We start from the raw sequence: 22,932 nt of genomic DNA on the forward strand, positions 1-22,932 counted from the left end.
AGTTATTAATCTTATAAGGCTGTACTGCACTCGTACCCTGAGCAGAAGTATCTATATATTCCCGTGTAAAGGCGAGCTATGAAAAAAGGCGCGAAAAATGGGCTAAGAGATTTACGTCAGCCTGAAGTAAACGAGCCACCTAAAATCACTTTTCCCTGTGATTACTCATTGAAAGTGGTTGGCGATGCTGCTGAGGATTTTCCAGCCTGCGTGTGCCAAGTGATTGTTAAACATTCCCCAGAGTTTGATGAGACGTCGCTTCAAGTCATCGACAGCCGTAACGGCCGTTTTCAATCTGTGCGTGTCACTATTGTAGCCACTGGCGAACAGCAATTACGCCAGCTGTTTGATGATCTGAAGGCTACAGGTCGCGTACACATGGTGGTATGACCTTGGCTAGTCAACCTATTGAGTTGCATCAGCTTGGCCATCGTGCCTACTTGCCTGTGTGGAGCGCGATGCGCGAACTCACCGACACGCGAGACGAGACAACGCCTGATCAATTCTGGCTAGTTGAGCACGATCCCGTTTTTACTCAGGGGCAGGCGGGTAAGCCCGAACATGTGTTAATGCCAGGTGATATCCCTGTCGTGAAAACGGATCGTGGGGGGCAGGTAACCTACCATGGCCCAGGCCAAATTGTATTATATCCATTGCTGGACGTTAGGCGTGGCAAGATTGGTGTTCGTGAGCTAGTAACTGCGCTAGAAAATTCGGTGATTGACGTACTTGCGCTTTATGGCGTTTCTGCCTGGGCGAAACCAGATGCACCTGGCGTCTATGTCGACACGCAGCAAGGTGAGGCGAAAATTGCCTCGCTAGGGTTACGAATTCGGCGGGGCGCAAGCTATCACGGGGTTGCGCTAAACGTAGACGGTGACTTATCCCCCTTTGGGCGCATCAATCCCTGTGGCTATGCAGGTATGCAGGTAACGCGATTGGCTGATTTAGTGGCGCTGCCTGTCGCTCACCAAGTGGGGAGTCAACTAGCGTCTGCATTAGCTCAGCGGTTGGATCGTCAGTTGGTGGATGTATCCTTTACCCAATAATAAGCGATCTGCACGCAAGGCACTGTTGGAACTGATTTAGCTGTGCCAATTGCGTGCAGCTAGCCTAGACGATTTATCCGACGTTAAACGCAGGAATGCGGTTAGCGTCAGGCTCATGACCAGGAACCGCAGCAGGCGACGCGAGACCAAGATTGTTTTTCTCAAAAACACGGTCAGCGCGATAGCTAGAGCGAACCAGCGGCCCGGACGGCACTTCCATAAAGCCTTTTTCAAGACCAAGCACACGATAGCGATCAAACTCTTCTGGGGTGACCCAGCGCTCTACGGCTAGATGGTTTTTGGTTGGGCGCAAATATTGTCCAAGCGTCACGATATCAACGCCAATCTCTCTCAGGTCATCAAAGGTTTTAAGAATCTCTTCGTCTGTCTCACCTAATCCAAGCATCAAGCTTGTTTTGGTAATTATATCTGGCCGATACTGTTTGGCATGCGCTAAGACATTCAGCGTTTTGCGATAACCTGCACGTGGGTCGCGTACTTTGCTGGTTAGTCGCTCTACCGTCTCTACGTTCTGTGCAAACACTTCCAAGCCCGAATCGACTACCCGCTCAATGGCGGCTTTATCAGCGTCAAAGTCGGGTGTTAGGGCTTCTACAACTACTTCCGGCGTGCGGGATTTGATAGCCTTAATACAGTTGGCGTAGTGCGTAGCGCCGCCGTCGTCCAGGTCGTCTCGGTCAACGGAGGTCAATACGATGTAGCGCAGCCCCATCAACTCGACTGATTTTGCTGTGTTTTCCGGCTCATCTAGATCCAGCCAGCCTTTCGGATTGCCTGTATCCACTGCACAGAATCGGCAGGCGCGTGTGCATACAGACCCCATTAACATGATGGTGGCGGTGCCATTGCTCCAGCATTCGCCCATGTTAGGGCAGTGCGACTCTGCACAAACAGTGCTAAGACGGTGTGTAGAGACATTCTTTTTGACGGCTTCGAAGCGTTCGCCCCCAGGGATCTGTGCGCGCAACCATTTAGGTTTACGGTCAAGACTGGGAGACGCCTCATCTGACGACGTTTTACGCTGTTTCATGCCGTCTTTAATGACCGACATGCCATGCTCATTGCGGAATTTTTCGCCGCTAGGGACGCGCGTTGTGGGGTTATTGCTCATAGGAAAGAGCCTCTCTACTGTGCGGCAGGCAATGCCCAAACGTCGTGGCGTCTAACCATATGCTGTGGCGATGGCGTTTAAACGCCATGGCGTTGACAGTTGGATCGCCTGCGCGAATACATGCCAAACCCTGAAGATTCTGAATGATACGTAGGTAGTAGGCTAATGTAACATATCTGTTGGTTAACAAGACACTAAGCCCTCTTCATCGAACCGCCAAACAGACAGTCCAGCCAATCGATAGCCCACTATAGTGACAGTAAAGGTAGGCAGGAAACGCCGTGGCTAGGTAGTGGGCTAGATGGGGCTTGGAAATACCGACGAAAATCTGGCAGGTGTTCCCGTGTAAAGCGTAAAAAAAGATCAGCGACTGGTGTCGGAAAATGATCGCGACGATACACCGTGCACCACGAGCGCCGAATGGGGAAGTTAGGTAGCGGGAGCGCTGATAGCAGCCCTTGTTCTAGTTCAAGTTGAACCGCCAAGCGGGGCAAGACGGCAACGCCTAAGTGGGCCATAACGCCTTGTTTAATGGCTTCATTAGTGCCTAATTCAATGCGGTGGGGAAGGCCGACTTCTTGGTCAACAGCCAGTTGCTCAAATGCGATACGCACCCCAGAACCTGGCTCACGCATCAATACATAATGGCGCGCAAAGTCGGCTAATGTTGGTGCTTCCATGTGAAGTAGTGGGTGGTCTGGCCATACGAGAGCGATGAGTTCATTTTCAAGAATGGGCATGACTATCAGGTCGTCGTCTTCAGGCACCATGGCCATAATCACGACATCATCTTTTTGTTCTGCCAGTCTTTCCAGCGCTTGGCTGCGGTTGCATACCTTTAGACGAATACGTACGTCGGGATAGCGTGCTCGAAACCGTGCTAGTAAATAAGGCACCACATACTGGGCTGAGGAGACTGCTGCGATGTTCAGCTCACCGCTAATGCTGCCATTAATCTCCGAGAGATTCATTTGCAGTCTAGAGAGCTGTCCGAAAATCTCGCGTGTGGAGAGCGCTAGGGTATCCGCGGCAGGTAGCACGTGAAGGGTTTTACCGGCATATTTAAACAGCGGCTGACCAAGAGCGAGTTCTAACTGGCGAATTTGTGCGCTAACCGCAGGTTGTGTAAGCCCTAGCTGCTCGGCTGCGCGCGAGTAAGAGCGCTGGCGGTGAACTGCCTGAAATACCTGTAATTGTCGGAAGGTCAAACGGTTGAGTAGTGTAAGGGATGACATAACAACCTCTAGGTATACACCCTCCGAAGATAGAAAGTGCCACAAAACAAAAAAGTTTCAGCATTACGCTGGAAATGCTACCACCGATGATGTGCGGCGTCTTTATGACAACAATGATGAATTTGCAAAGGTAGGCATCGACGTTATGCAGTGAGTGGCCTAAACTATATTGCATTGCAGCATCAACGCTTCGGGACAGATGCTTTGCATCAACCCAATGGGAGAATTTATGAACTTTCTCGCTCATCCTTTGTTGCCTGGCAGCGCGCTGAAAAGCCTGTGGCCAGGAGCGTCTGATCAAATGGCTCCATTACCGGTCGGCGAGGCCTTTGCTAGCATGGTAGATCCGTTCGGATTCGGACGGGCTGCAGCGGGCTATTGGCGCGACAGTATTGAGCGTAGCGTCCTGTATTGGGATGTTATGCGCGAACGCGGAAATCAATATCTTGAGCATATGGAGCAAACCAAGCCGAACGTGCTTGGATTTGATACAGAGGTGCTCATTGATGGACGTACGCTTCCCCATCCAACCAATTATGAGCTGCTGAGAGTTCTTCCCCCCAGCCATATTCAGATTGACCCTGAGAAACGACCGTTTGTTGTCGTGGATCCTAGGGCAGGTCATGGCCCTGGTATCGGCGGGTTCAAGCCTGATAGCGAGCTTGGGGTTGCTCTAAAGGCTGGTCACCCTTGCTATTTTATTGGTTTTTTGCCTTTTCCTGAACCGGGGCAAACCGTTGAGGATGTGGTAGAAGCGGAAATTGCGTTTTTGCGTCATGTTATCGCTCTGCACCCAGAAACAGCTGAAAAACCAATGGTGGTGGGGAACTGTCAGGCGGGTTGGCAAATAATGATGGCTGCGGCACTTGAGCCGGATGTGTTTGGTCCGATTCTTATTGCCGGTGCTCCGCTTTCTTACTGGGCCGGGGAGCACGGTAAAGCGCCCATGCGCTATACCGGTGGTATGACCGGTGGAAGCTGGATTACTGCTTTAACTAGCGACATTGGTAACGGCCTGTTTGATGGTGCTTGGCTAGTGCAGAACTTCGAGCGTCTCAACCCAGCCAATACCTACTGGAAAAAGCAGTACCATCTGTATGACAACATTGATACCGAATCCAAACGCTATTTAGAGTTCGAGCGCTGGTGGGGTGGTCACGTTGTTTTAGGTGGCCAAGAGATCCAATATATTGTCGATAACCTATTTGTTGGTAATCGTCTCTCGACGGCCCAACTGGTGACTCGCGATGGCCGCCGGATTGATCTTCGCAATGTGCGCTCACCTGTTGTCGTATTCTGCTCGCGTGGTGACGACATAACGCCGCCGCCTCAGGCGCTGGGTTGGATTCGTGATTTATACGAAGGCGAAGAAGATATCATCGCCAACGAGCAGACGATCGTGTACTGCATGCACGACACAACAGGGCACTTAGGGATCTTTGTTTCCGGTAGTGTGTCGCGCAAAGAGCATGCTGAGTTCACGGCCAACATGGACTATATCGATGTTATGCCGCCCGGACTGTATGAGACAACGGTCTCGCATGTCAGCGAGCGAGATGATGCGGAGTTACTTGAGCGTGATTATTTGCTTGAGTTTACATCGCGTAACTTTGAGGAGCTGGATCAGGATGTAATGCATATCCCAGAGGATGATCGTCGGTTTGCAACGGTTGCACGTATTTCCGAAATCAACCTTGGTTTCTATCGGTTATACGTTCAACCCTGGGTGCAGGCCATGATGACGCCAGAAGCGGCACGCTGGATTCGTCGTATGCATCCTATCCGGTTAGGCTACAAGCTTCTATCTGATCGTAATCCGCTGACTGTTCCGCTGCCGGTGATGGCTGAAGCAGTACGCTGCAATCGTCAGCAAGTAGGTCAAGATAATGTTTTCAAAGCATTAGAAACGATGTGCTCCGATCAAATCGTTGCCAATCTCAATGCAGTACGAGATTTGCGCGATAGCACGACGGAAAGGCTGTTTATGGACATTTACGGACAGCCACTATTGCAAGCAGCGGTAGGTTTGTATGGCGATGCGCATGTGCATCGTCGTCGTCCTGGAGCCGAGCCAGAGCATCAACGTTTTGTTGAAAACCGCAAAAATGAGCTGCGCAATAAAATAGCCCAGGGTGGCGCTCATGAAGCCGTCATGCGCTCAGTTATCTATGTGCTAGGTGGAGCGCCAGCGACAGATGAGCGCAATTTCAAACGGTTACGTGCTTCCCGTGCTGAGTTAGAGCCTAGTTCAACGTTGAGTGAATTTAAGCGTTTGGTACGCGATCAGTTCTTTATCCTGAAATTAGATCGTGAGCGAGCGCTATCGTCATTGCCCGAGCTGTTAAAAGGGCAAAGCAGCAGTGACATCGACGGGCATATCGAGCACCTTAAACATGTGTTCGCTGCGAGTGGTGAATTATCCGAGCACGCAGCAGAGCGTTTTGAGCAGGTGAAGATGCTATTTGATCAAGCGAGGCCGCCGAAAGCCGCTCAACCAAAATCTACTCAGCCAAAAGCCTTGAGCGCACCCGCTACTGACACTAAGCAAGCAGGTGACCAGAAGGCGGCTATTGATACGCAAACCGCTGCAAGCTCTCTAGCTGAAAGCGTGTCGACAGAGACAGTATCGACGGAAAAGGAGGCTACCCAACGCGCATCTACTGAAAGTGTTCCTGCTACTAATAATGTAGCAGCAGATGCAGCTAAAGAAGCAAGCAAGCCTCAGCCAAGAGCGGCGTCGCGTAGGAAATCACCGCGCAAGCACTAAGCTTTGTAGCGTTTGTCTGCGCCCCTGTTTTGATACAGGGGCGTTTTTTTGTTTCCGTATTTTGGGTTGCCGTCTGCGTATTGGCAGTCTAGTGTCTAGCTACTTCATTATGAAAAATAGTACGGATAGACACCTTGCGCTTCAGCATTAGTTTGTTACTTATGCGTCGGTTGTTACTGGCGCTTGTTGCAGGCCTGGGGTAGGGTAGGCGCATTTTTCTCATGGTCGTCAAGTGGTAACGACAGGCGACAACGTATTCAGAGCATGGGCGATAGCGCCTGAGCATTAGGAAAGTGGAGCACTATGGGCAAGTCACTGGTCATCGTCGAGTCGCCTGCGAAAGCGAAGACGATCAATAAGTATCTCGGCAACGATTTCATCGTAAAGTCGAGCGTGGGTCACATCCGTGACCTGCCGACCAGCGGCTCAGGTAAGGCAGCCTCCGACCCGAAGGAGCGCGCTCGCCAGGCTGCGGCAACACGCAAGATGTCGGCGGAAGAGAAAGCAGAGTACAAAAAACGTAAGGCTCATGATCAGTTAATTCGGCGGATGGGCATTGACCCGGATAACGGCTGGGAAGCGCGCTATGAAGTGCTCCCTGGTAAGGAAAAAGTCGTTGCTGAATTAAAGAAGCTGGCTGAAAAAGCTGATGCTGTTTATCTCGCAACGGATTTGGACCGCGAAGGGGAAGCAATTGCCTGGCATTTGCGCGAGACGATTGGTGGTGATAACAGTCGTTATAAGCGCGTTGTATTTAATGAAATAACCAAAAATGCCATTCAGGATGCGTTTAAGTCGCCAGGGGCGCTAAATATTCCCCGGGTGGAAGCGCAGCAAGCGCGCCGCTTCTTGGACCGTGTTGTTGGTTTTATGCTTTCACCGTTGCTGTGGGCCAAGATTGCCAGGGGCTTATCAGCAGGTCGTGTTCAATCTGTCGCGGTTCGCCTGATCGTTGAGCGTGAACGCGAAATTCGTGCGTTTATTCCTGAAGAGTTTTGGGATGTCCATGCAGATCTCGCTTCCCCGGATGGCGAGCTGGTTAGATTTGCGTTGGTGCGTCAGGATGGTAAGCCCTTCCGTCCTACCTCCGAAAAGGACACGCTTGCACGCATTGAGCAACTGCGCAAAGCCAAGCTTGCGATTACCTCCCGTGAAGACAAACCGACGAGCTCCAAGCCTACTGCGCCGTTTATTACCTCAACATTGCAGCAGGCTGCCAGTGGCCGGTTAGGGTTCTCTGTTAAGAAAACCATGACCATGGCTCAGCGTCTCTACGAGGCTGGTTACATTACCTACATGCGTACCGACTCCACCAATCTTTCAAAGGATGCGGTAGAGAGTGTTCGCTCGTTTATTGGTGATGAGTACGGAGCACGCTATTTACCAGACTCTGCTAACCGTTACAGCAGCAAGGAGAGCGCCCAAGAAGCCCACGAGGCGATCAGGCCCTCTAGCGTTGAGCGCAAGGCCAGTGACCTCTCTGGAATGGAGCGTGATGCAGAGCGTCTCTACGAGCTGATTTGGCGTCAATTTGTGGCTTGTCAGATGACGCCTGCTGAGTACCTTTCCAGTACGCTGAGTGTTGAGGTTGATGGCTACGACTTGCGCGGCAAAGGGCGAGTGCTCAAGTTTGATGGTTACACGCGGGTGATGAAGCCATCAGGTAAAAATGAAGACCAAAGCCTGCCTGATTTGCCGAAGGGCACGGCGATGGCGCTTGAAAAGCTTGACCCGCAACAGCACTTTACTAAACCGGCCCCGCGTTATACGGAAGCCAGCTTAGTAAAAGAGCTCGAGAAGCAGGGCATTGGCCGTCCTTCTACCTATGCTGCCATCATTTCCACGATTCAGGATCGTGGTTACGTGAAGTTAGAAAGTCGCCGTTTTTATGCTGAAAAATTGGGTGATATTGTCACCGAACGGCTGAAAGAGTCTTTCCCCGATTTGATGGATTATTCGTTTACGGCTCGGATGGAAGATAGCCTGGATGAAGTTGCGGAAGGCGAGCGTAACTGGCAAGCCTTGCTGGATGCTTTCTATGGTGAATTCAGTCAGGAGCTTAGCAAAGCCGAAAGCGACGAAGGAATGCGCCCTAATCAGCCGGTTCCTACGGATATTGACTGCCCAAGTTGCGGTCGCAAAATGCAAATTCGGACGGCTTCCACCGGTGTGTTCTTGGGTTGCAGTGGTTATAACTTGCCGCCCAAAGAGCGCTGTAAAACCACCATTGATTTAATCCCTGGTGAAGAAGCTGTTGCAGAAGATGCAGGCGAAGAAGCAGAAACCAACGCACTCCGTGCCAAGCGTCGTTGCCAGAAGTGCGGAACCGCCATGGATAACTATCTCATCGATGAGGGTCGCAAACTGCATATTTGTGGCAATAGCCCTGATTGTGATGGTTATGAGGTGGAAGCGGGCAAGTTCAAAATCAAAGGGTACGACGGCCCCATTATCGAATGCGACAAGTGTGGTTCTGAGATGCAGCTTAAGTCAGGTCGATTTGGCAAATATTTCGGCTGCACCAACAGTGAGTGTAAAAACACCCGCAAGTTGCTTCGTAGTGGTGAAGTGGCACCGCCCAAAATGGACCCCATTCCCATGCCGGAACTGGCCTGCCAGAAGGTAGAGGATCACTACGTGCTGCGTGATGGTGCCAGTGGCTTGTTCTTAGCGGCCAGCAAGTTTCCTAAAAATCGTGAAACCCGTCCGCCGCTGGTAAAAGAGCTAAAAGCCCACGCCGACGAACTACCGGAAAAGTATCACTTTATCTTAAAGGCGCCCAGCGAAGACCCGGATGGCCGTCCTGCGCAAATTCGCTACTCACGGAAAAATAAAGAGCAGTACGTGATGACCGATGAAGAAGGTAAAGCAACCGGCTGGAAGGCGACATTTGAGGCGGGTAAATGGCACGTGGAGGATAAGCGCAAGTGAGCCCACGTTCTCGTACCAACCAACTGCTTTATCAAGCTGAGCTTTTGGTTGGTCTTCCAGCAGGTAATGACGAACATGCTCAGGCTCGTCAAATGGCGATTGAAGAGAGCGCCTTGGCGCTCTTTGAGCTGGCATTAAACTCGCTGCTCAAAGAAGTGACCGAGCATGCGCGTCTTAACGAGCATGGCTGGCAAGTGCTCCTTAATGAGAAGGGGCCTGCCGTTGCTGAGCTGCAGCGCTTAAGAGATATGCTGCACCAGCCGGATAGCTGGTTGCACTGGCTGGTAGGGCAAATTGAGAAACTGCACAGTGACGAGGGGGCTAGTAAACGCGCAGTTCAGAACCCCTCAATGATCGCTGTCGGCAGCCAAGTGAGTGTTGCTGACCAGCTGTTAGCTAACCTTCATGCTGCAAAACGGGATATTGCTGCGTTACGTGAAACTAGCCAAGAGTGGTAATTATAACGACAAACGTATTGCCTAGAGAGAGTGAATCGCAAGAGGAGATATAGATGCGCTATAACCAAGTCAAAGACTTCGTTGAATGGGCCGCGGATTATCATGGGCGCATGGCGCGTCAGTATCGTGCTGCGGCTGATTCAAGCGACCAACAACGTCTTGTCATGGCGTTAACGTATTTAGCCGACAGCGAACTCCGGATGAAGACTGGGCTGGAGGCGCTTTTTAGTGATGGCTTTAATCATAAAGAAGTGTTGGAAATATGGTTTGATGACCCTAATGACTTTCCTCAGCCTCCAGCCCTTGAGGCACTTGCTCAACAAACGATTGCAGACTCAATTGATGAGCTGACTCGTGTAGCGGTTGAGTCGCATCGCAAGCTACAGGATCTCTATGAGCATCGTGCATCACGGGCAAAAATAGAGCCAGAGGAAACTTTTTTTAACGCCTTGGCGGAAGGGCATCATGCTGAAGCGCGCAAGCTAGTAACGAGTATGCAAGAATTCGAAGATATCTAGGCAGGCATTTGAGGTGATTTAGATAGCGTTTAATAATGGCGCGGTTGCCATATTGTCGCACTGGCTTATTTTTTGGCTTTTTTGAAAGCACTGACATTTGGTGTGAGAATAAGGTATAACAACCGCCACAAATGCTTTGTTGGCTGGTGATACTGGCCTATATAGAGAACGATAATGATGCCTGTAAACCGTCGCCGTTTTTTAGCGTTGGCGCTGGGCTGGCCTGCTGTGGCCAGTGCAGCGACTTCCGGTACCTTAAATAATTATGAGCCCACAGATCTGGTTGAGACGCTGCTTTCGCGTGCGAGTATTCCGCGTCACAGCAATGAACTTTGGGTATTAATTGATGATAAAGACGCCACGTTGAGTGTTTACCGTGGTAATGCGTTGGTTGAGCACTACGCGCCCATATCCCTTGGGCGAGGTGGGGCGAAAACCCAGCGGATCCGCGGTGATAATGTGACACCACTTGGCGAGTTTCGAATTAATCGATTTAATTACGAAAGTCAGTGGCATATCTTTATTGGTATCGATTATCCTACGCCACCTCATGCGAGGATGGCGCTCGAAAAAGGCATTTATTCCCAAGCGGATTATGATGCTTATTTTGATCACTATCAGCGCCACGGCTCACCGCCGCAGAATACGGCATTGGGCGGTGCCATTGGCATACATGGTATTGGCGAGGGTGATCCAGATATTCATGGCCAGTACCACTGGACTCAGGGTTGTGTTGCTGTCACCAACGAGCAAATTGAACGCGTTGCGTCGCTGGTAGGTGTTGGCACTCGCGTAGTGATCCGATAAGCTATGTCGTTGAAGGAAGTTAAAGGTTTTAAATGCGTGGCTATAGACAACCGCTGTGGTCTATTATAAAACAGCGTTTGACTTGCGTGCATTGGTGTAATGCCATGGTACAAGTCGCTGTAAAGAACCTGCACCGCAGGTAGACAAAATTGAGCTAACGCTTTAGCCTTAAATTTGTCATACCCTTAACGTTGTACCCAAGGAAGACTCAAGGAGAACATTATGACTCTGAAGACTGCTCTGAAGATGACTGCCGCTGCTGCTTCACTGGCAATCCTGGCTGGCTGTGCTTCTACCAGCGCCCTGGAAGAAGTTCGCATGACTGCTGAATCTGCACAGGCTGACGCCGCAGAAGCACGCAGCATGGCTTCACAAGCAATGAACACTGCTAACCAAGCTCAGCGCGATGCGCAAGCTGCTCTGCAGATGTCTCAGCAGAACCGTGAAGAAATGAACCGCATGTTCCAGCGTTCCATGCAGAAGTAATTCTGCCTGGGCTCTAAGTGTTAAAACTTAGGGTTGCTGTAGATGTAAAAAAACCCCGCCTCGGCGGGGTTTTTTTATTTTGACTAAGGTTATGCTTCTTCCTCGGCTTGTGTCGCTGTTGTGAGCTCAATTTCTTCTAATAATCCATCAAGCTCCACAGGCTCTTCAACAGGGGCTGGTGCTGGTGCTTGGGGGCCATAAAGCGCTATAAGGCGACCATCCGGATTTTCTACTGCTAGTTTTACCTGGGCATAGTCAACTTCTGCTTGGTCTTCAGCAAGCTCGCTTACTCGTTCGATGGCATTAAGCAGTGGCTCAAAATCGCCAACGTTTTCTTCAAGCTGAGGGTAAGACTGCACAAACAGTGTGCCGTCCGCTGCCCAGCCTGCTTTAAACGGTGCATCCATCAAGTTGACTTGAGTGCCGGTAGGCATGCGCTCGTAGAGCGACTTGATATCTTCGGGGAACATGCGGATGCAGCCGCGGCTGACCCGCATGCCGACGCCTTCAGGGCGGTTGGTGCCATGAATCAGGTAGCTAGGCATCGCCAGTAATATAGCGTGACGACCCAGCGGGTTGTTAGGGCCAGCAGGCACAATAGAAGGGGCTGGCTCGCCACGTGCAGCTGCTTCACGACGCATAGAGGCTGGCGGCGCCCAGGCAGGATCTTTTACCTTCACTGTCGTGCGGGTAATGCCGATCGGTGTGGCAAATTCCTCACGGCCAACACTGACGGGATAGGTTTCAACAATGCCAGGGTTGTCGGCCGGGTAATAATAGAGTCGCAGTTCAGACAAATTTACGACCACGCCTTCGCGGGGTGCAGGCGGTAAAATATAGCGCGCAGGTATAACGATTTCTGTGCCTTCCCCAGGTACCCACATGCTGACGCCTGGATTGGCCATGCGAATCTCTTCGTAGCCAATGTTATGGCGTCGCGCTATATCGATGAGTGTGTCTTCAGGATCTTCTACGACGACGGTGTAGTGTTCTCCAATAATGTCGCCTTCTTCAGGAAGACGAAAATGGCCGCGGGGTAGTTCTCTTTGCTCAGCGAGCTGGTCAGCGCTGGTAAGCGCCTCTTCTGTAGCAGGGGCTGAGCCTTCAGCTGTATCGGCTGAAGACTGTGCATAAATAGGGGTAGAGAGGCTTGCTGTAAGTAAGACAGCTAAGCTCGTCGGGCCCCAGGCGTTACATAACTTACGAATATTCATGGTGGTTCCTAATTAATTTATGCGCCACATTGCTGCAAACTAGCATTGTCAAGGGCGGCAGTTAGAGGGCCGTGCGTAGGGCTTTCATACAAGTTTGCCCCAAGGTTCACGCCGCCGCTACTTTTTGATTGAGTGTTGTAAGCAGAGCTTCGACTTTATCAAAACGCTGTTCGGTGGTTTCCATTGGGAATTCAAATCGTAAAGTGTCTGAGCCATCCAGTCGGTAGTGCTGTGGCGATTTTTGAATGAGCGTCACAAGGGTTAACGGATCGACCTGGGTAGAGCCGTTGAAAAGCACTCGTCCACGGTTCTCACCGGCTTCAATGCGCGCTACACCCAGTTTTTCAGCGCGGTGGCGAAGCCTAGTCTGACGTATCAGGTTCTTCAAGGGCTGAGGAAGGAGCCCAAAGCGATCAATAAGCTCGACTTGTAGCTCCTTAAGCTCAGCGTCGCTCTGGGTATTGGCGATACGTTTATACATCACCAGGCGCTGCTGTACGTCGTGAATATAGTCGTCAGGAATCAGCGCCGGCAGATTGAGGCTAATCTCGACACCGGTGTTGAAGGGGGCGTCAATGTTAGGCGTTTTGCCCGCACGGATAGCCTTCACCGCGCGATCCAGCATTTCCATGTAAAGCGTGTAGCCGATGGTTTCCATTTGGCCGCTCTGCTCGTCGCCTAGAAGCTCGCCTGCGCCACGTATCTCCATGTCGTGGCTTGCTAAGGTGAAGCCAGCACCGAGATCATCAGAGGCGCTAATCGCTTCCAGACGTTTCACGGCATCTCGTGTCATTGCCTTGGGGGGCGGCGTTAGTAGGTAAGCGTATGCTTGGTGGTGGCTGCGTCCAACACGGCCACGCAGTTGGTGTAGCTGGGCCAAGCCGAACTTATCGGCGCGCTCAATTAGAATCGTGTTGGCGCTGGGCACGTCAATGCCGGTTTCGATAATGGTAGAGCACACCAGCACATTGAAGCGACGATGGTAGAAGTCTGACATGACTCGCTCAAGGCTGCGCTCGGGTAATTGGCCGTGAGCGACAGCAACCCGTGCCTCTGGCACCAGTTCGCGGATTTGTTCGGCAGCGTTTTCAATCGTTTTGACTTCATTGTGCAAAAAGTAGACTTGTCCGCCGCGTAATATTTCACGCAGCAGGGCTTCTTTAATGACGCTGCTATCTCGCTGTTGCACAAACGTTTTGACCGATAAGCGCCGTGCTGGCGGGGTGGCAATAATCGAAAGGTCTCGGATGCCGCTCATGGCCATGTTCAAGGTGCGCGGAATCGGTGTTGCCGTTAGCGTCAGAATGTCGATTTCGGCGCGCAGCGTTTTGAGTTTCTCTTTCTGCGCGACCCCAAAGCGGTGCTCTTCGTCGATAATTAAAAGCCCCATTTTGGGCAGCTCAACGCTTTTAGATAGCAGTTTATGAGTACCGATTACAATGTCGGTTTGGCCATTTTTGATGCTTTCCAAGGTTTGCGTCATTTCCTTGCCGCCTGTGAAGCGTGAAATAAGGCTAATATTCACAGCGGTGTCGGCAAAGCGGTCGCGGAAGTTTTCAAAGTGCTGGCGAGCTAATAGCGTAGTGGGCACAAGCACCACTACTTGGCGACCAGTCTGAACGGCTAGGAATGCAGCACGCATGGCGACTTCGGTCTTGCCAAACCCTACATCGCCACAAACGACGCGATCCATTGGCTGAGGAGAGATCATGTCGCTTATTACCGCTTCAATGGCTGCCTGCTGGTCAGGGGTTTCTTCAAACGGGAAGCTGGCAGAGAAGCGAACGTATTCATCGCCCGGCGTATCATAAATGAACCCTTCCTGAGCCTCCCGCCGGGCGTAGATATCGAGTAGCTCAGCGGCAGTGTCGCGGATTTTCTCAGCCGCTTTACGTCGTGCCTTTTCCCACTGATCTGAGCCTAACCGATGCAGCGGAGCGAGTTCGTCATCAGCGCCGCTATAGCGAGAAATAAGATGCAGGCTATCGACCGGGACATAAAGCTTGGCACCGTCGGCATATGAAAGCGCCAGGAATTCGTTAGCTTGACCGCCAGCTTCAAGGGTTTCCAGCCCCAAGTAGCGGCCGACGCCATGTGCTTGGTGAACAACCGGTGCGCCTTCTCGTAACTCAGATAAATGGCGCACGGCCAATTCGTTGTCGTCGGTCGCTTTTTCTCGCCGCCGACTCTGGCGCACGACATCGCCAAAGAGCTCAGTCTCGCTGATCACCACGACATTCGGTTCGGTAAGCCACAAGCCGCTGCCTACCAAGCTTTCAGTAATGGCAATGCGATCAGTGCTGCTTAAAAAGTCTTGGAAGCTGTCAATATGGGGCAGGTTTAATTTAAGCGGCGCCAGTACTTCTTCTAACGCTTCTCTGCGTCCCCGTGACTCGGCAACAAACAGTACCCGTGTAGCTTGCTGTGCATCCAGAAAGGTAGCCAGTTCGTTAAGAGGGTGTTTGGCGCGAGCGTTAATTGCCAGCGAGGGTAGTGCTTGGGCCTTCGGCGCCAGGGCATGGCGTTGCGTGTTGTCTTCGGTTAGTTCGATTCGGGGGCGGGCTTTTATCGCCGAAAAAACGTCATTAACGGGAATGAACGCGCGAAGCGGTGGTAAAAGGGGGCGTGTTGGATCAACACCCAAATTCTCGTAGCGTGATTCAATGGACTGCCAGTGTTGCTCAGCTGCTTCGAATACACTAGGCAACAGTGCTACACGGGTGTCATCGGTAACGTGCTCAAATAAAGAAGCGGTTTCGTCGAAGAACAGTGGCAAATATTGTTCCAAGCCCGGGGAGGGGATGGCTTTCAGTGCATCGTTATAGAGAGGGCACTGGCGCGGATCAACATCAAAAAGCGTTTCAAACTGTTCTCGGAAGCAAGCAATAGCGCTGCGACTGAGTGAATACTCATGAGCTGGGAGTAGCTCAATCACATCGACTTTATTGGTAGAGCGCTGATTGCCAGGGTCAAAATGGCGTAGCGTATCGATTTCGTCATCAAACAAATCGATACGAATTGGCTCATCCATACCCATGGCGAAAAGGTCGATAATTGCGCCGCGCATGGCGTATTCGCCAGGCTCGTAGACCGTTTCTACGGCACGATAACCTGCCCGCGATAGCGATTCGCGAAATGTTTCCCGATTTAGCTTGGCGCCCGCTTTTAGCGTCATCACGCGCCCAGCGATGTATGATACGGGAGGCAGACGCTGCATCAGCGTATTGATTGGCACCAGCACAATGCCGCGTACGCCATCCTGCAGTAAGCGCAGCGTACGCAGGCGTGACGAGATAATATCCTGGTGCGGGGAGAAGCTGTCATAAGGCAGTGTTTCCCAGTCTGGAAAGGGTAGAACGGGAACATTGCTATAGAATGCCAGATCCTGCTCCAGGCGCTGTGCGCTGGCAGTGTTCGGCGTAATAACCAATAATGGTGCGCTTAACGCGACCTGAGCCAGCGCCAGGGCAGTTGCACTGCCCGGCGGCGCTGTTAGGTAGAGCGTGTCGCGAATCCCTTTGGGTTGGGGCGGTTCGAGCAGAGAAAAAGAGGACATAGTCACGGTATCGTTTTGCGCTGAAACGGAATCTGGATCATACACGATCAGTACTTTCAGGCAGAGGCCTGCGCAAAGCAACCACTGGTAGTTAAGTAAGCCTTGTGGTTCCGATACACTATTGTGGTTTGTAGTCAATCCGCTTTTTCTGTAATACCCCTACATGTTGTGCGACTATCCATTCATTGCGGCATGTAGGTAAGCCCAGGATAATGCTCCAGGAAATTTCTTTTCACTACCCAATGAGGCCGCACGTGAGTCAGCAAGCTCTCGAAAACGTTTTTCAGGAATGGCAAAGCAACGAAGCTCTGGCTGAGCAAATGATTCCGCTAGTGGGTCAGCTGTATCGCCAAAATAATGTTGTCGCCACTATGTTTGGTCGTTCCTTGATTAAGCGGTCCGTCATTCGCATCCTCAAAGATCACCGCTTTGTACGCAAAATTGAAGGCACTGAGCTATCTGTTGAAGATACGTTCCCCATCGTAAAAGCGATGAGTGAGATGAACCTCGGCCCTGCCCATGTTGACGTTGGAAAGTTGGCGGTTAATTTTAAACGCCAGGGCGGTGGTGACCTTGATGCTTTCCTGCGTAAAGAACTTGCTGAGATCATTGATGGCTTTCAGCCAAACGGCAGCAAAGGTGAGCCTCAAGACGTTGTGCTGTACGGGTTCGGTCGTATCGGTCGTTTGCTGGCACGTGTAATGGTCGAAAAAGCGGGCGGCGGCAATCTGTTGCGCTTGCGAGCCATTGTCGTTCGTGGCCGCGGCGATGTGGCAAAAGACCTTGAGAAACGCGCCAGTCTGCTGCGTCGTGACTCGGTACATGGGCCTTTCGACGGCACAATTACTGTCGATGTTGAAGCGCGTACACTTATTGTCAACGGTAACGTGATTCAGGTTATTTACGCCGACTCGCCTAGTGAAATTGATTACACTGCTTACGGTATCGACAACGCGGTGATTGTTGATAACACCGGTATCTGGCGCGACGAGGCTGGATTGGGTCAGCATCTTGAGTGCAAGGGCGCTAAGAAAGCATTGTTAACGGCCCCCGGCAAAGGCGATATCAAAAATATCGTATTCGGCATTAATCATGAAACGATTGGCGATAATGACCGTATCGTGTCGGCAGCGTCCTGTACTACCAACGCCATCGTGCCAGTGCTAAAAGCGCTAAATGATGAATATGGCGTAGTGACAGGCCACGTAGAGACCGTGCACGCCTACACCAACGACCAAAACCTTATCGATAATTACCACAAAGGCGACCGTCGTGGGCGTAGTGCGGCGCTGAATATGGTATTGACCGAAACAGGTGCAGCAAAAGCGGTCGCAAAAGCGCTACCTGAACTTGAAGGTAAGCTCACAGGTAACGCCATTCGCGTGCCTACGCCCAATGTTTCTATGGCTATTTTGAATTTAACCTTGGAAAAGGGCACTGATGCAGAGGCGTTGAACGATTATCTGCGTCGCGTATCGATTGATTCCTCCTATCAGAAGCAGATTGACTTCGTGGATTCAGCAGAAGTTGTATCATCTGACTTTGTTGGCAATCGTCATGCGGGTATTGTCGATGCTAAAGCCACCATCGCAAACGGTAACCACGCCGTCGTTTATGTGTGGTATGACAATGAATTTGGCTATAGTTGCCAAGTTATTCGTATTCTTCAGCATATGTCTAATGTGAAGTTTTTGAAGCTGCCGCATTAAGCTGTTTGAGCATTAATGGCGTTTAAGCAGCAGTTAATGCGCTTTTAACCGCTAAGTTGTGCCAAAAGCCACCTCCGGGTGGCTTTTTTGTGTTGAAAGCGAGATCAGCTCAAGCGTCTATAGCACTTTAGGAGGCTGTCAGGGATGTGGTCATTGGCCGCGCTTATCTTTATAATACGATGGATTTTTCGGGGTGGTTCAAGCGTGCTTGAGCCTGACTGGTAACAATCTGAACAGACAATAAAAATTTACTGAACAGAAATAAGCATTCGAACCCCTTACCTTCGTATATCCGATCCATCAACTGGGCGAGACTATGATCGAAGTCAAAAAAGGCCTGGATCTCCCCATCACGGGAGCGCCCGAGCAGCGTATTGAAGATGCGCGGCCTGTGCGCCACGTGGCAATCCTGGGCACCGACTACGTTGGCATGAAGCCGACGATGGAAGTTCAGGAAGGGGATAAGGTCAAACTGGGCCAATTACTCTTCACCGATAAGAAAATTGATGGTGTACGCTTTACAGCGCCCGCCAGCGGTGAAGTAGTTGCTATTAACCGTGGCGAAAAGAGACGTCTGCTGTCTGTCGTTATTAAAGTCGATGAAAATGAAGAAGCGATGACATTTGCTTCTCATGATCGTGACGCTTTAGGGCAGCTTGAACGTCAATCTGTTGTTGATCAACTGGTTGAGTCAGGGCTTTGGACTGCTTTGCGCACCCGGCCTTTCTCTCGCACGCCAGCTATCGACAGCACACCTACCGATATTTTTGTTACTGCTGTGGATACTCATCCACTTAGCGCTGACCCTGCGGTAGTGATCAATGAAAACTCCCAAGCATTTGAAGACGGCCTCAAGGTGCTAACCCGCCTGACCGAGGGCAACGTTTTTCTGTGTACGGGTGCTAATGCTTCCATTCCTGGTGGTAATGTCAGCGGCGTAAAGACTGAGAGCTTTGCTGGCCCGCATCCGGCAGGTTTGGTAGGAACGCATATTCATTACCTTTCACCGGTAGCCCTGCACAAAAAAGTGTGGCACATCGGTTATCAGGATGTGATTGCGTTCGGCAAGCTGTTTGTAGAAGGCAAGCTTGATACGAGCCGTATCATTGCTGTCGGCGGCCCGCGTGCTGAAAATCCTCGTTTATTGCGCACCCGTATTGGTGCCAGTACGGAGGAACTCTTAGCAGGTGAGGTCATCAAACCCGATGACACCCGTGTTATTTCAGGTTCTGTGTTCTCTGGTGCCTCTGCTGAAGGGAGCTTGACTTACTTGGGACGTTTCCATAACCAAGTAAGCTTGCTTGAGGAAGGTAACAAGCGCACCTTCTTGGGATGGATGTCTACGGGCGCTAATCGGCACTCAGTCATGGGCATTTACATTTCTAAGATTAAAGGCCTGAGCAATTATGCACCAACCACGTCAACCAATGGCTCTGAACGTGCCATGGTGCCGATCGGTGCATATGAAGCCATTATGCCTCTGGATGTTATGCCAACACAGCTGCTGCGCACGCTGATCGTGGGTGACATTGAAGTTGCCATGCAACTTGGGTGTCTTGAGTTAGACGAAGAGGATTTGGCACTGTGTACCTATGTTTGCCCAGGCAAATACGAGTACGGCCCTATCCTGCGTGACAATCTCACCATGATCGAGAAAGAGGCCTGATGATGGGTATTCGACAAACACTCGATAATCTCGAGCCGCACTTCCATAAAGGTGGTAAGTACGAAAAGTTCTACCCGCTCTACGAAGCGGTAGATACTATTTTCTACTCTCCCCCCAGTGTTGCAAAAACCACCGCCCACGTGCGTGACGGTATCGATCTAAAACGCATCATGATCACCGTTTGGCTGTGTACTTTCCCGGCGATGTTCTTCGGTATGTGGAACGCTGGCTGGCAGGCCAACACCGCCATTGATGCAGGCTATGCATCAATGAACGGTTGGCGTGAAGCGATCATGATGACCCTGGCGGGTGGACATGACCCCAGCAGTTTATGGGCTAACTTTGTCCTAGGTGCGACCTACTTCCTGCCTATCTATCTTGTCACGTTTGCGGTGGGTGGTTTTTGGGAAGTACTGTTCGCCATCAAGCGCGGCCATGAGGTTAACGAAGGGTTCTTCGTGACCTCCGTGCTGTTTGCGCTGATTCTGCCGGCCACGATTCCGCTTTGGCAGGTTGCCTTGGGTATTACCTTTGGTGTCGTGATCGGTAAAGAGATCTTCGGCGGCACGGGTAAGAACTTCTTGAACCCTGCGCTGACTGGCCGTGCCTTTCTCTACTTCGCGTATCCAGCGCAAATCTCCGGTGACGCGGTATGGGTAGCAGCCGACGGCTATACGGGTGCAACGGCGCTCTCCATGGCGTTCCAAGACGGTATGAGCGCGCTGACTGATACCATGAGCTGGTGGGATGCCTTCCTTGGCTTTATCCCTGGTTCAGTGGGTGAGGTCTCGACACTGGCGATCTTCATTGGTGCGGCAGTGCTGTTGTGGACGCGTATTGCATCATGGCGAATCATGCTGGGTGTTCTTCTGGGCATGGTCGTCACCAGTACGCTGTTTAATCTGATTGGTTCTGACAGCAACCCCATGTTTGCAATGCCCTGGTACTGGCATTTGGTGATTGGTGGCTTCGCTTTCGGCATGGTGTTTATGGCAACGGACCCTGTGTCTGCTTCCATGACTAACCAGGGGCGCTTGGTGTTTGGTGCGTTGATCGGTGTGATGACCGTGCTGATCCGCGTGGTAAACCCGGCCTTTCCTGAGGGCATCATGCTGGCCATTCTGTTCGCTAACTTATTTGCACCGCTGATTGACCACATGTTCGTCCAGGCCAATATTAGACGCCGTCTCAAGCGGACTGGCGTAGCGGCCGAGGAGAATGCCTAATGGCACAAGGTAACAACTCCATCAAGAAGATCCTGATCGTAGCGTTTTCGCTGTGTATCGTGTGCTCGGTAATCGTTTCGACGGCTGCCGTTGCGCTGCGCCCTATGCAGCAGCTCAACCAGGAATTGGATCGTAAAACCAACATTCTTAACGTGGCAGGTCTTTATGAGCCCGGCATGGATGTTGAGGAAGCGTTCCGCACGCAAATTACTGCACGTGTAGTTGAGCTTGATACTGGTGAGTACACCGATCAGTTCGACCCAGCAACCTTCGATGGTTTCGAAGCCTCGAGTGATCCTGCAACGGGTCGTACGCTATCCGGCGATCGCGACATTGCAGGTCTGTCTCGTGTTGAAAACTTCGCGACTGTTTATCTTGTCGGTGATGCTGAAAATCCCGAGCAGATTGTTCTGCCCATTCGTGGGCAGGGCCTCTGGGGCCGCATGATGGGCTTCCTCGCGGTTGAGGGCGACGGTAACACCATCGTCAGTATCACTTACTACGACCACAGCGAAACGCCGGGTCTTGGTGCTGAGGTAAATAATCCGCGTTGGCAAGCTCAATGGGAAGGTAAGAAGATTTACGACGAAGAGGGCGACCTCTCACCGGAAATCCACCTGACCAAAGGCGGCGCAAGCAACGAGTACGAGGTTGATGCGCTTTCTGGTGCGACGCTAACCAGTAACGGCGTGACCAACATGTTGCAGTTCTGGTTCAGCGAAGAGGCTTTCGCTCCGTATTTGGCTAACTTCCGTAGTGGTACTGAACCAGAAGATGCCGAAGACACCGATACCGACTTCGACGACGTTGAGGGGGCCTGATCATGGCGGATGTAAATGCAAAAAGTGTTTTAACGGCGCCGATTTTTAAGAACAACCCCATTGCGCTACAAATTTTGGGGATCTGTTCTGCTCTAGCGGTTACCACCAGCATGAGCGTATCGCTGGTAATGGCGCTAGCGGTTATTTTTGTGACGGCCTTTTCGAACCTGTTCGTATCGCTGATCCGGAACCATATTCCGTCTTCGATTCGTATCATTGTTCAAATGACCATTATTGCGTCGCTGGTTATCGTGGTTGACCAGATCCTCAAAGCTTACGCATATGAAATGTCTAAGCAGCTGTCAGTATTTGTGGGTCTGATCATCACCAACTGCATCGTAATGGGTCGTGCGGAAGGTTTTGCGATGTCCAATACGCCGGGCATGTCGTTCCTTGACGGTATCGGAAACGGCTTGGGCTACGGCTTTATCTTAATGGTCGTTGGCTTCTTCCGTGAGTTACTGGGTGCTGGCAGTATCTTTGGTTTTACCATCCTGCCAACAGTGCAGAATGGTGGTTGGTATGTGCCCAACGGTCTGCTGCTCCTGCCGCCCTCTGCCTTCTTTATTATCGGTTTGCTGATCTGGGTTTTACGTTCAGTCAATCCTGAGCAGGTAGAAGAGAACGAGTTCAAAATGAAGCACAACACCAAGCCGAAGGAGGCCGTGTAACATGGAACACTATCTAAGCCTTTTCGTTGCTTCGGTTTTTGTTGAAAACTTGGCACTGGCCTTCTTCTTGGGGATGTGTACATTCCTTGCGGTATCTAAGAAGGTTTCCGCTGCATTTGGTCTCGGGATTGCCGTTATTGTCGTACTGACAATCTCGGTTCCGGTCAACAATCTAGTGTTTAACCTGCTGCTGGCTGAAGGCGCTTTGTCTTGGACTGGCATAAGCGGTGCTGAAAACATCGATCTTTCATTCCTGGGTCTTCTGAGCTACATCGGCGTTATTGCCGCACTTGTTCAGATTCTGGAAATGTTTCTCGATAAATATGTTCCTGCGCTATACAACGCGCTGGGCGTATTCCTGCCGCTGATTACCGTTAACTGCGCCATCCTAGGTGGCGTACTGTTCATGGTTGAGCGTAACTACAACTTCGGTGAATCCGTAATCTACGGTTTCGGTTCTGGTGTTGGCTGGGCGCTTGCGATTACAGCGTTGGCTGGTATCCGTGAAAAGCTGAAGTATAGCGACGTGCCTGGCGGTCTTCAGGGTCTTGGCATCACGTTTATTACCGTTGGCTTAATGTCGTTGGGCTTTATGTCCTTCTCAGGCATTCAGCTTTAATCGGAGCCGGTTTTCTCGGCAGCTCAGGCTGCCGAGGTATAGAAAACCTTCAGCAATAGGAAACCGA

At 51.3% G+C, this 22,932-nt stretch carries 18 protein-coding genes; 14 read left to right on the top strand and 4 right to left on the bottom strand.

The genetic code is table 11. From position 1 onward, the window contains the following. The first annotated feature begins 78 nt into the window (after positions 1 to 78). Both J4377_RS07555 and lipB read left to right on the top strand, forming a co-directional pair. Positions 79 to 390 (top strand): YbeD family protein, encoded by a 312-nt coding sequence (locus tag J4377_RS07555; RefSeq protein ID WP_231658508.1) that lies wholly within the window; start codon positions 79 to 81, stop codon positions 388 to 390. 2 nt (positions 391 to 392) lie between these two features. Then, positions 393 to 1,049: a lipoyl(octanoyl) transferase LipB gene (gene lipB / locus J4377_RS07560; protein ID WP_231658509.1), complete on the top strand. Its 657-nt coding sequence runs from the start codon at positions 393 to 395 to the stop codon at positions 1,047 to 1,049. A gap of 73 nt (positions 1,050 to 1,122) precedes the next feature. Here lipB and lipA read toward each other — a convergent pair whose 3' ends face one another. Beyond that, positions 1,123 to 2,181, bottom strand: coding sequence for a lipoyl synthase (lipA, locus tag J4377_RS07565; protein WP_038483617.1), 1,059 nt, complete (start codon positions 2,179 to 2,181; stop codon positions 1,123 to 1,125). Positions 2,182 to 2,429: 248 nt separating this feature from the next. Beyond that, entirely contained in the window at positions 2,430 to 3,416 is a 987-nt protein-coding gene (locus J4377_RS07570; protein ID WP_253487812.1) for a LysR family transcriptional regulator, read from the bottom strand. Between the two features lie 229 nt (positions 3,417 to 3,645). On the opposite strand from J4377_RS07570, the gene J4377_RS07575 reads away from it, so the two are divergent. The 6 genes from J4377_RS07575 to J4377_RS07600 all read left to right on the top strand — a co-directional run bounded on the left by J4377_RS07575 (position 3,646) and on the right by J4377_RS07600 (position 11,383). Continuing rightward, positions 3,646 to 6,183 (top strand): DUF3141 domain-containing protein, encoded by a 2,538-nt coding sequence (locus J4377_RS07575; RefSeq protein ID WP_253487814.1) that lies wholly within the window; start codon positions 3,646 to 3,648, stop codon positions 6,181 to 6,183. 303 nt (positions 6,184 to 6,486) lie between these two features. Next, the gene (gene topA / locus J4377_RS07580) at positions 6,487 to 9,114 is read left to right on the top strand and encodes a type I DNA topoisomerase (RefSeq protein ID WP_253487816.1); all 2,628 of its coding nucleotides are present in this window, start codon (positions 6,487 to 6,489) and stop codon (positions 9,112 to 9,114) included. Continuing rightward, positions 9,111 to 9,572 (top strand): DUF6586 family protein, encoded by a 462-nt coding sequence (locus J4377_RS07585; RefSeq protein ID WP_038483624.1) that lies wholly within the window; start codon positions 9,111 to 9,113, stop codon positions 9,570 to 9,572. The genes topA and J4377_RS07585 overlap by 4 nt, the downstream gene beginning before the upstream one ends. 53 nt (positions 9,573 to 9,625) lie before the next feature. After that, positions 9,626 to 10,090: a 2-hydroxyacyl-CoA dehydratase gene (locus J4377_RS07590; RefSeq protein ID WP_198349811.1), complete on the top strand. Its 465-nt coding sequence runs from the start codon at positions 9,626 to 9,628 to the stop codon at positions 10,088 to 10,090. A 174-nt stretch (positions 10,091 to 10,264) separates the two neighbouring features. Continuing rightward, the gene (locus J4377_RS07595) at positions 10,265 to 10,897 is read left to right on the top strand and encodes a murein L,D-transpeptidase family protein (RefSeq protein ID WP_038483627.1); all 633 of its coding nucleotides are present in this window, start codon (positions 10,265 to 10,267) and stop codon (positions 10,895 to 10,897) included. A 222-nt stretch (positions 10,898 to 11,119) separates the two neighbouring features. Beyond that, the gene (locus tag J4377_RS07600) at positions 11,120 to 11,383 is read left to right on the top strand and encodes an Lpp/OprI family alanine-zipper lipoprotein (protein ID WP_009723517.1); all 264 of its coding nucleotides are present in this window, start codon (positions 11,120 to 11,122) and stop codon (positions 11,381 to 11,383) included. 89 nt (positions 11,384 to 11,472) lie between these two features. Here the strand turns inward: J4377_RS07600 and J4377_RS07605 are convergent, their stop codons facing one another. Continuing rightward, positions 11,473 to 12,597, bottom strand: a complete 1,125-nt coding sequence (locus J4377_RS07605) for a L,D-transpeptidase family protein (RefSeq protein ID WP_253487818.1) — start codon at positions 12,595 to 12,597, stop codon at positions 11,473 to 11,475. 106 nt (positions 12,598 to 12,703) lie between these two features. After that, complete coding sequence (gene mfd, locus J4377_RS07610; protein ID WP_253487820.1) at positions 12,704 to 16,153, bottom strand: transcription-repair coupling factor; 3,450 nt, start codon at positions 16,151 to 16,153, stop codon at positions 12,704 to 12,706. 254 nt (positions 16,154 to 16,407) lie between these two features. Here mfd and J4377_RS07615 point away from each other — a divergent pair, with 254 nt between their 5' ends. The 6 genes from J4377_RS07615 to nqrE all read left to right on the top strand — a co-directional run bounded on the left by J4377_RS07615 (position 16,408) and on the right by nqrE (position 22,865). Continuing rightward, on the top strand, positions 16,408 to 17,862 hold the full coding sequence (locus J4377_RS07615) for a glyceraldehyde-3-phosphate dehydrogenase (protein ID WP_038483633.1): 1,455 nt from the start codon (positions 16,408 to 16,410) through the stop codon (positions 17,860 to 17,862). A 316-nt stretch (positions 17,863 to 18,178) separates the two neighbouring features. Further along, positions 18,179 to 19,528, top strand: coding sequence for a Na(+)-translocating NADH-quinone reductase subunit A (locus J4377_RS07620; RefSeq protein ID WP_038483635.1), 1,350 nt, complete (start codon positions 18,179 to 18,181; stop codon positions 19,526 to 19,528). After that, complete coding sequence (locus tag J4377_RS07625) at positions 19,528 to 20,754, top strand: NADH:ubiquinone reductase (Na(+)-transporting) subunit B (RefSeq protein ID WP_038483637.1); 1,227 nt, start codon at positions 19,528 to 19,530, stop codon at positions 20,752 to 20,754. The genes J4377_RS07620 and J4377_RS07625 overlap by 1 nt, the downstream gene beginning before the upstream one ends. Beyond that, a complete protein-coding gene (locus J4377_RS07630) occupies positions 20,754 to 21,575 on the top strand; it encodes a Na(+)-translocating NADH-quinone reductase subunit C (protein ID WP_038483639.1) in 822 nt (273 codons plus the stop codon). The genes J4377_RS07625 and J4377_RS07630 overlap by 1 nt, the downstream gene beginning before the upstream one ends. A gap of 2 nt (positions 21,576 to 21,577) precedes the next feature. Then, positions 21,578 to 22,246: an NADH:ubiquinone reductase (Na(+)-transporting) subunit D gene (locus J4377_RS07635; RefSeq protein WP_038483642.1), complete on the top strand. Its 669-nt coding sequence runs from the start codon at positions 21,578 to 21,580 to the stop codon at positions 22,244 to 22,246. 1 nt (position 22,247) lies between these two features. Beyond that, positions 22,248 to 22,865 carry an NADH:ubiquinone reductase (Na(+)-transporting) subunit E gene (gene nqrE / locus J4377_RS07640; RefSeq protein ID WP_009723509.1) on the top strand — a complete coding sequence of 206 codons (618 nt, stop codon included), beginning with the start codon at positions 22,248 to 22,250 and terminating at the stop codon, positions 22,863 to 22,865. Positions 22,866 to 22,932: the final 67 nt, after the last annotated feature.

It is taken from the genome of Halomonas sp. XH26 (assembly GCF_024138895.1).
Lineage (GTDB): Bacteria > Pseudomonadota > Gammaproteobacteria > Pseudomonadales > Halomonadaceae > Vreelandella > Vreelandella alkaliphila.

Coding starts and splice junctions, on each gene's coding strand:
- J4377_RS07555 (WP_231658508.1), top strand. CDS start 79: ATGAAAAAAGGCGCGAAAAATGGGCTAAGAGATTTACGTCAGCCTGAA.
- lipA (WP_038483617.1), bottom strand. CDS start 2,181: ATGAGCAATAACCCCACAACGCGCGTCCCTAGCGGCGAAAAATTCCGC.
- J4377_RS07570 (WP_253487812.1), bottom strand. CDS start 3,416: ATGTCATCCCTTACACTACTCAACCGTTTGACCTTCCGACAATTACAG.
- J4377_RS07575 (WP_253487814.1), top strand. CDS start 3,646: ATGAACTTTCTCGCTCATCCTTTGTTGCCTGGCAGCGCGCTGAAAAGC.
- topA (WP_253487816.1), top strand. CDS start 6,487: ATGGGCAAGTCACTGGTCATCGTCGAGTCGCCTGCGAAAGCGAAGACG.
- J4377_RS07590 (WP_198349811.1), top strand. CDS start 9,626: ATGCGCTATAACCAAGTCAAAGACTTCGTTGAATGGGCCGCGGATTAT.
- J4377_RS07595 (WP_038483627.1), top strand. CDS start 10,265: ATGATGCCTGTAAACCGTCGCCGTTTTTTAGCGTTGGCGCTGGGCTGG.
- J4377_RS07600 (WP_009723517.1), top strand. CDS start 11,120: ATGACTCTGAAGACTGCTCTGAAGATGACTGCCGCTGCTGCTTCACTG.
- J4377_RS07605 (WP_253487818.1), bottom strand. CDS start 12,597: ATGAATATTCGTAAGTTATGTAACGCCTGGGGCCCGACGAGCTTAGCT.
- mfd (WP_253487820.1), bottom strand. CDS start 16,153: ATGTCCTCTTTTTCTCTGCTCGAACCGCCCCAACCCAAAGGGATTCGC.
- J4377_RS07620 (WP_038483635.1), top strand. CDS start 18,179: ATGATCGAAGTCAAAAAAGGCCTGGATCTCCCCATCACGGGAGCGCCC.
- J4377_RS07625 (WP_038483637.1), top strand. CDS start 19,528: ATGATGGGTATTCGACAAACACTCGATAATCTCGAGCCGCACTTCCAT.
- J4377_RS07630 (WP_038483639.1), top strand. CDS start 20,754: ATGGCACAAGGTAACAACTCCATCAAGAAGATCCTGATCGTAGCGTTT.
- J4377_RS07635 (WP_038483642.1), top strand. CDS start 21,578: ATGGCGGATGTAAATGCAAAAAGTGTTTTAACGGCGCCGATTTTTAAG.
- nqrE (WP_009723509.1), top strand. CDS start 22,248: ATGGAACACTATCTAAGCCTTTTCGTTGCTTCGGTTTTTGTTGAAAAC.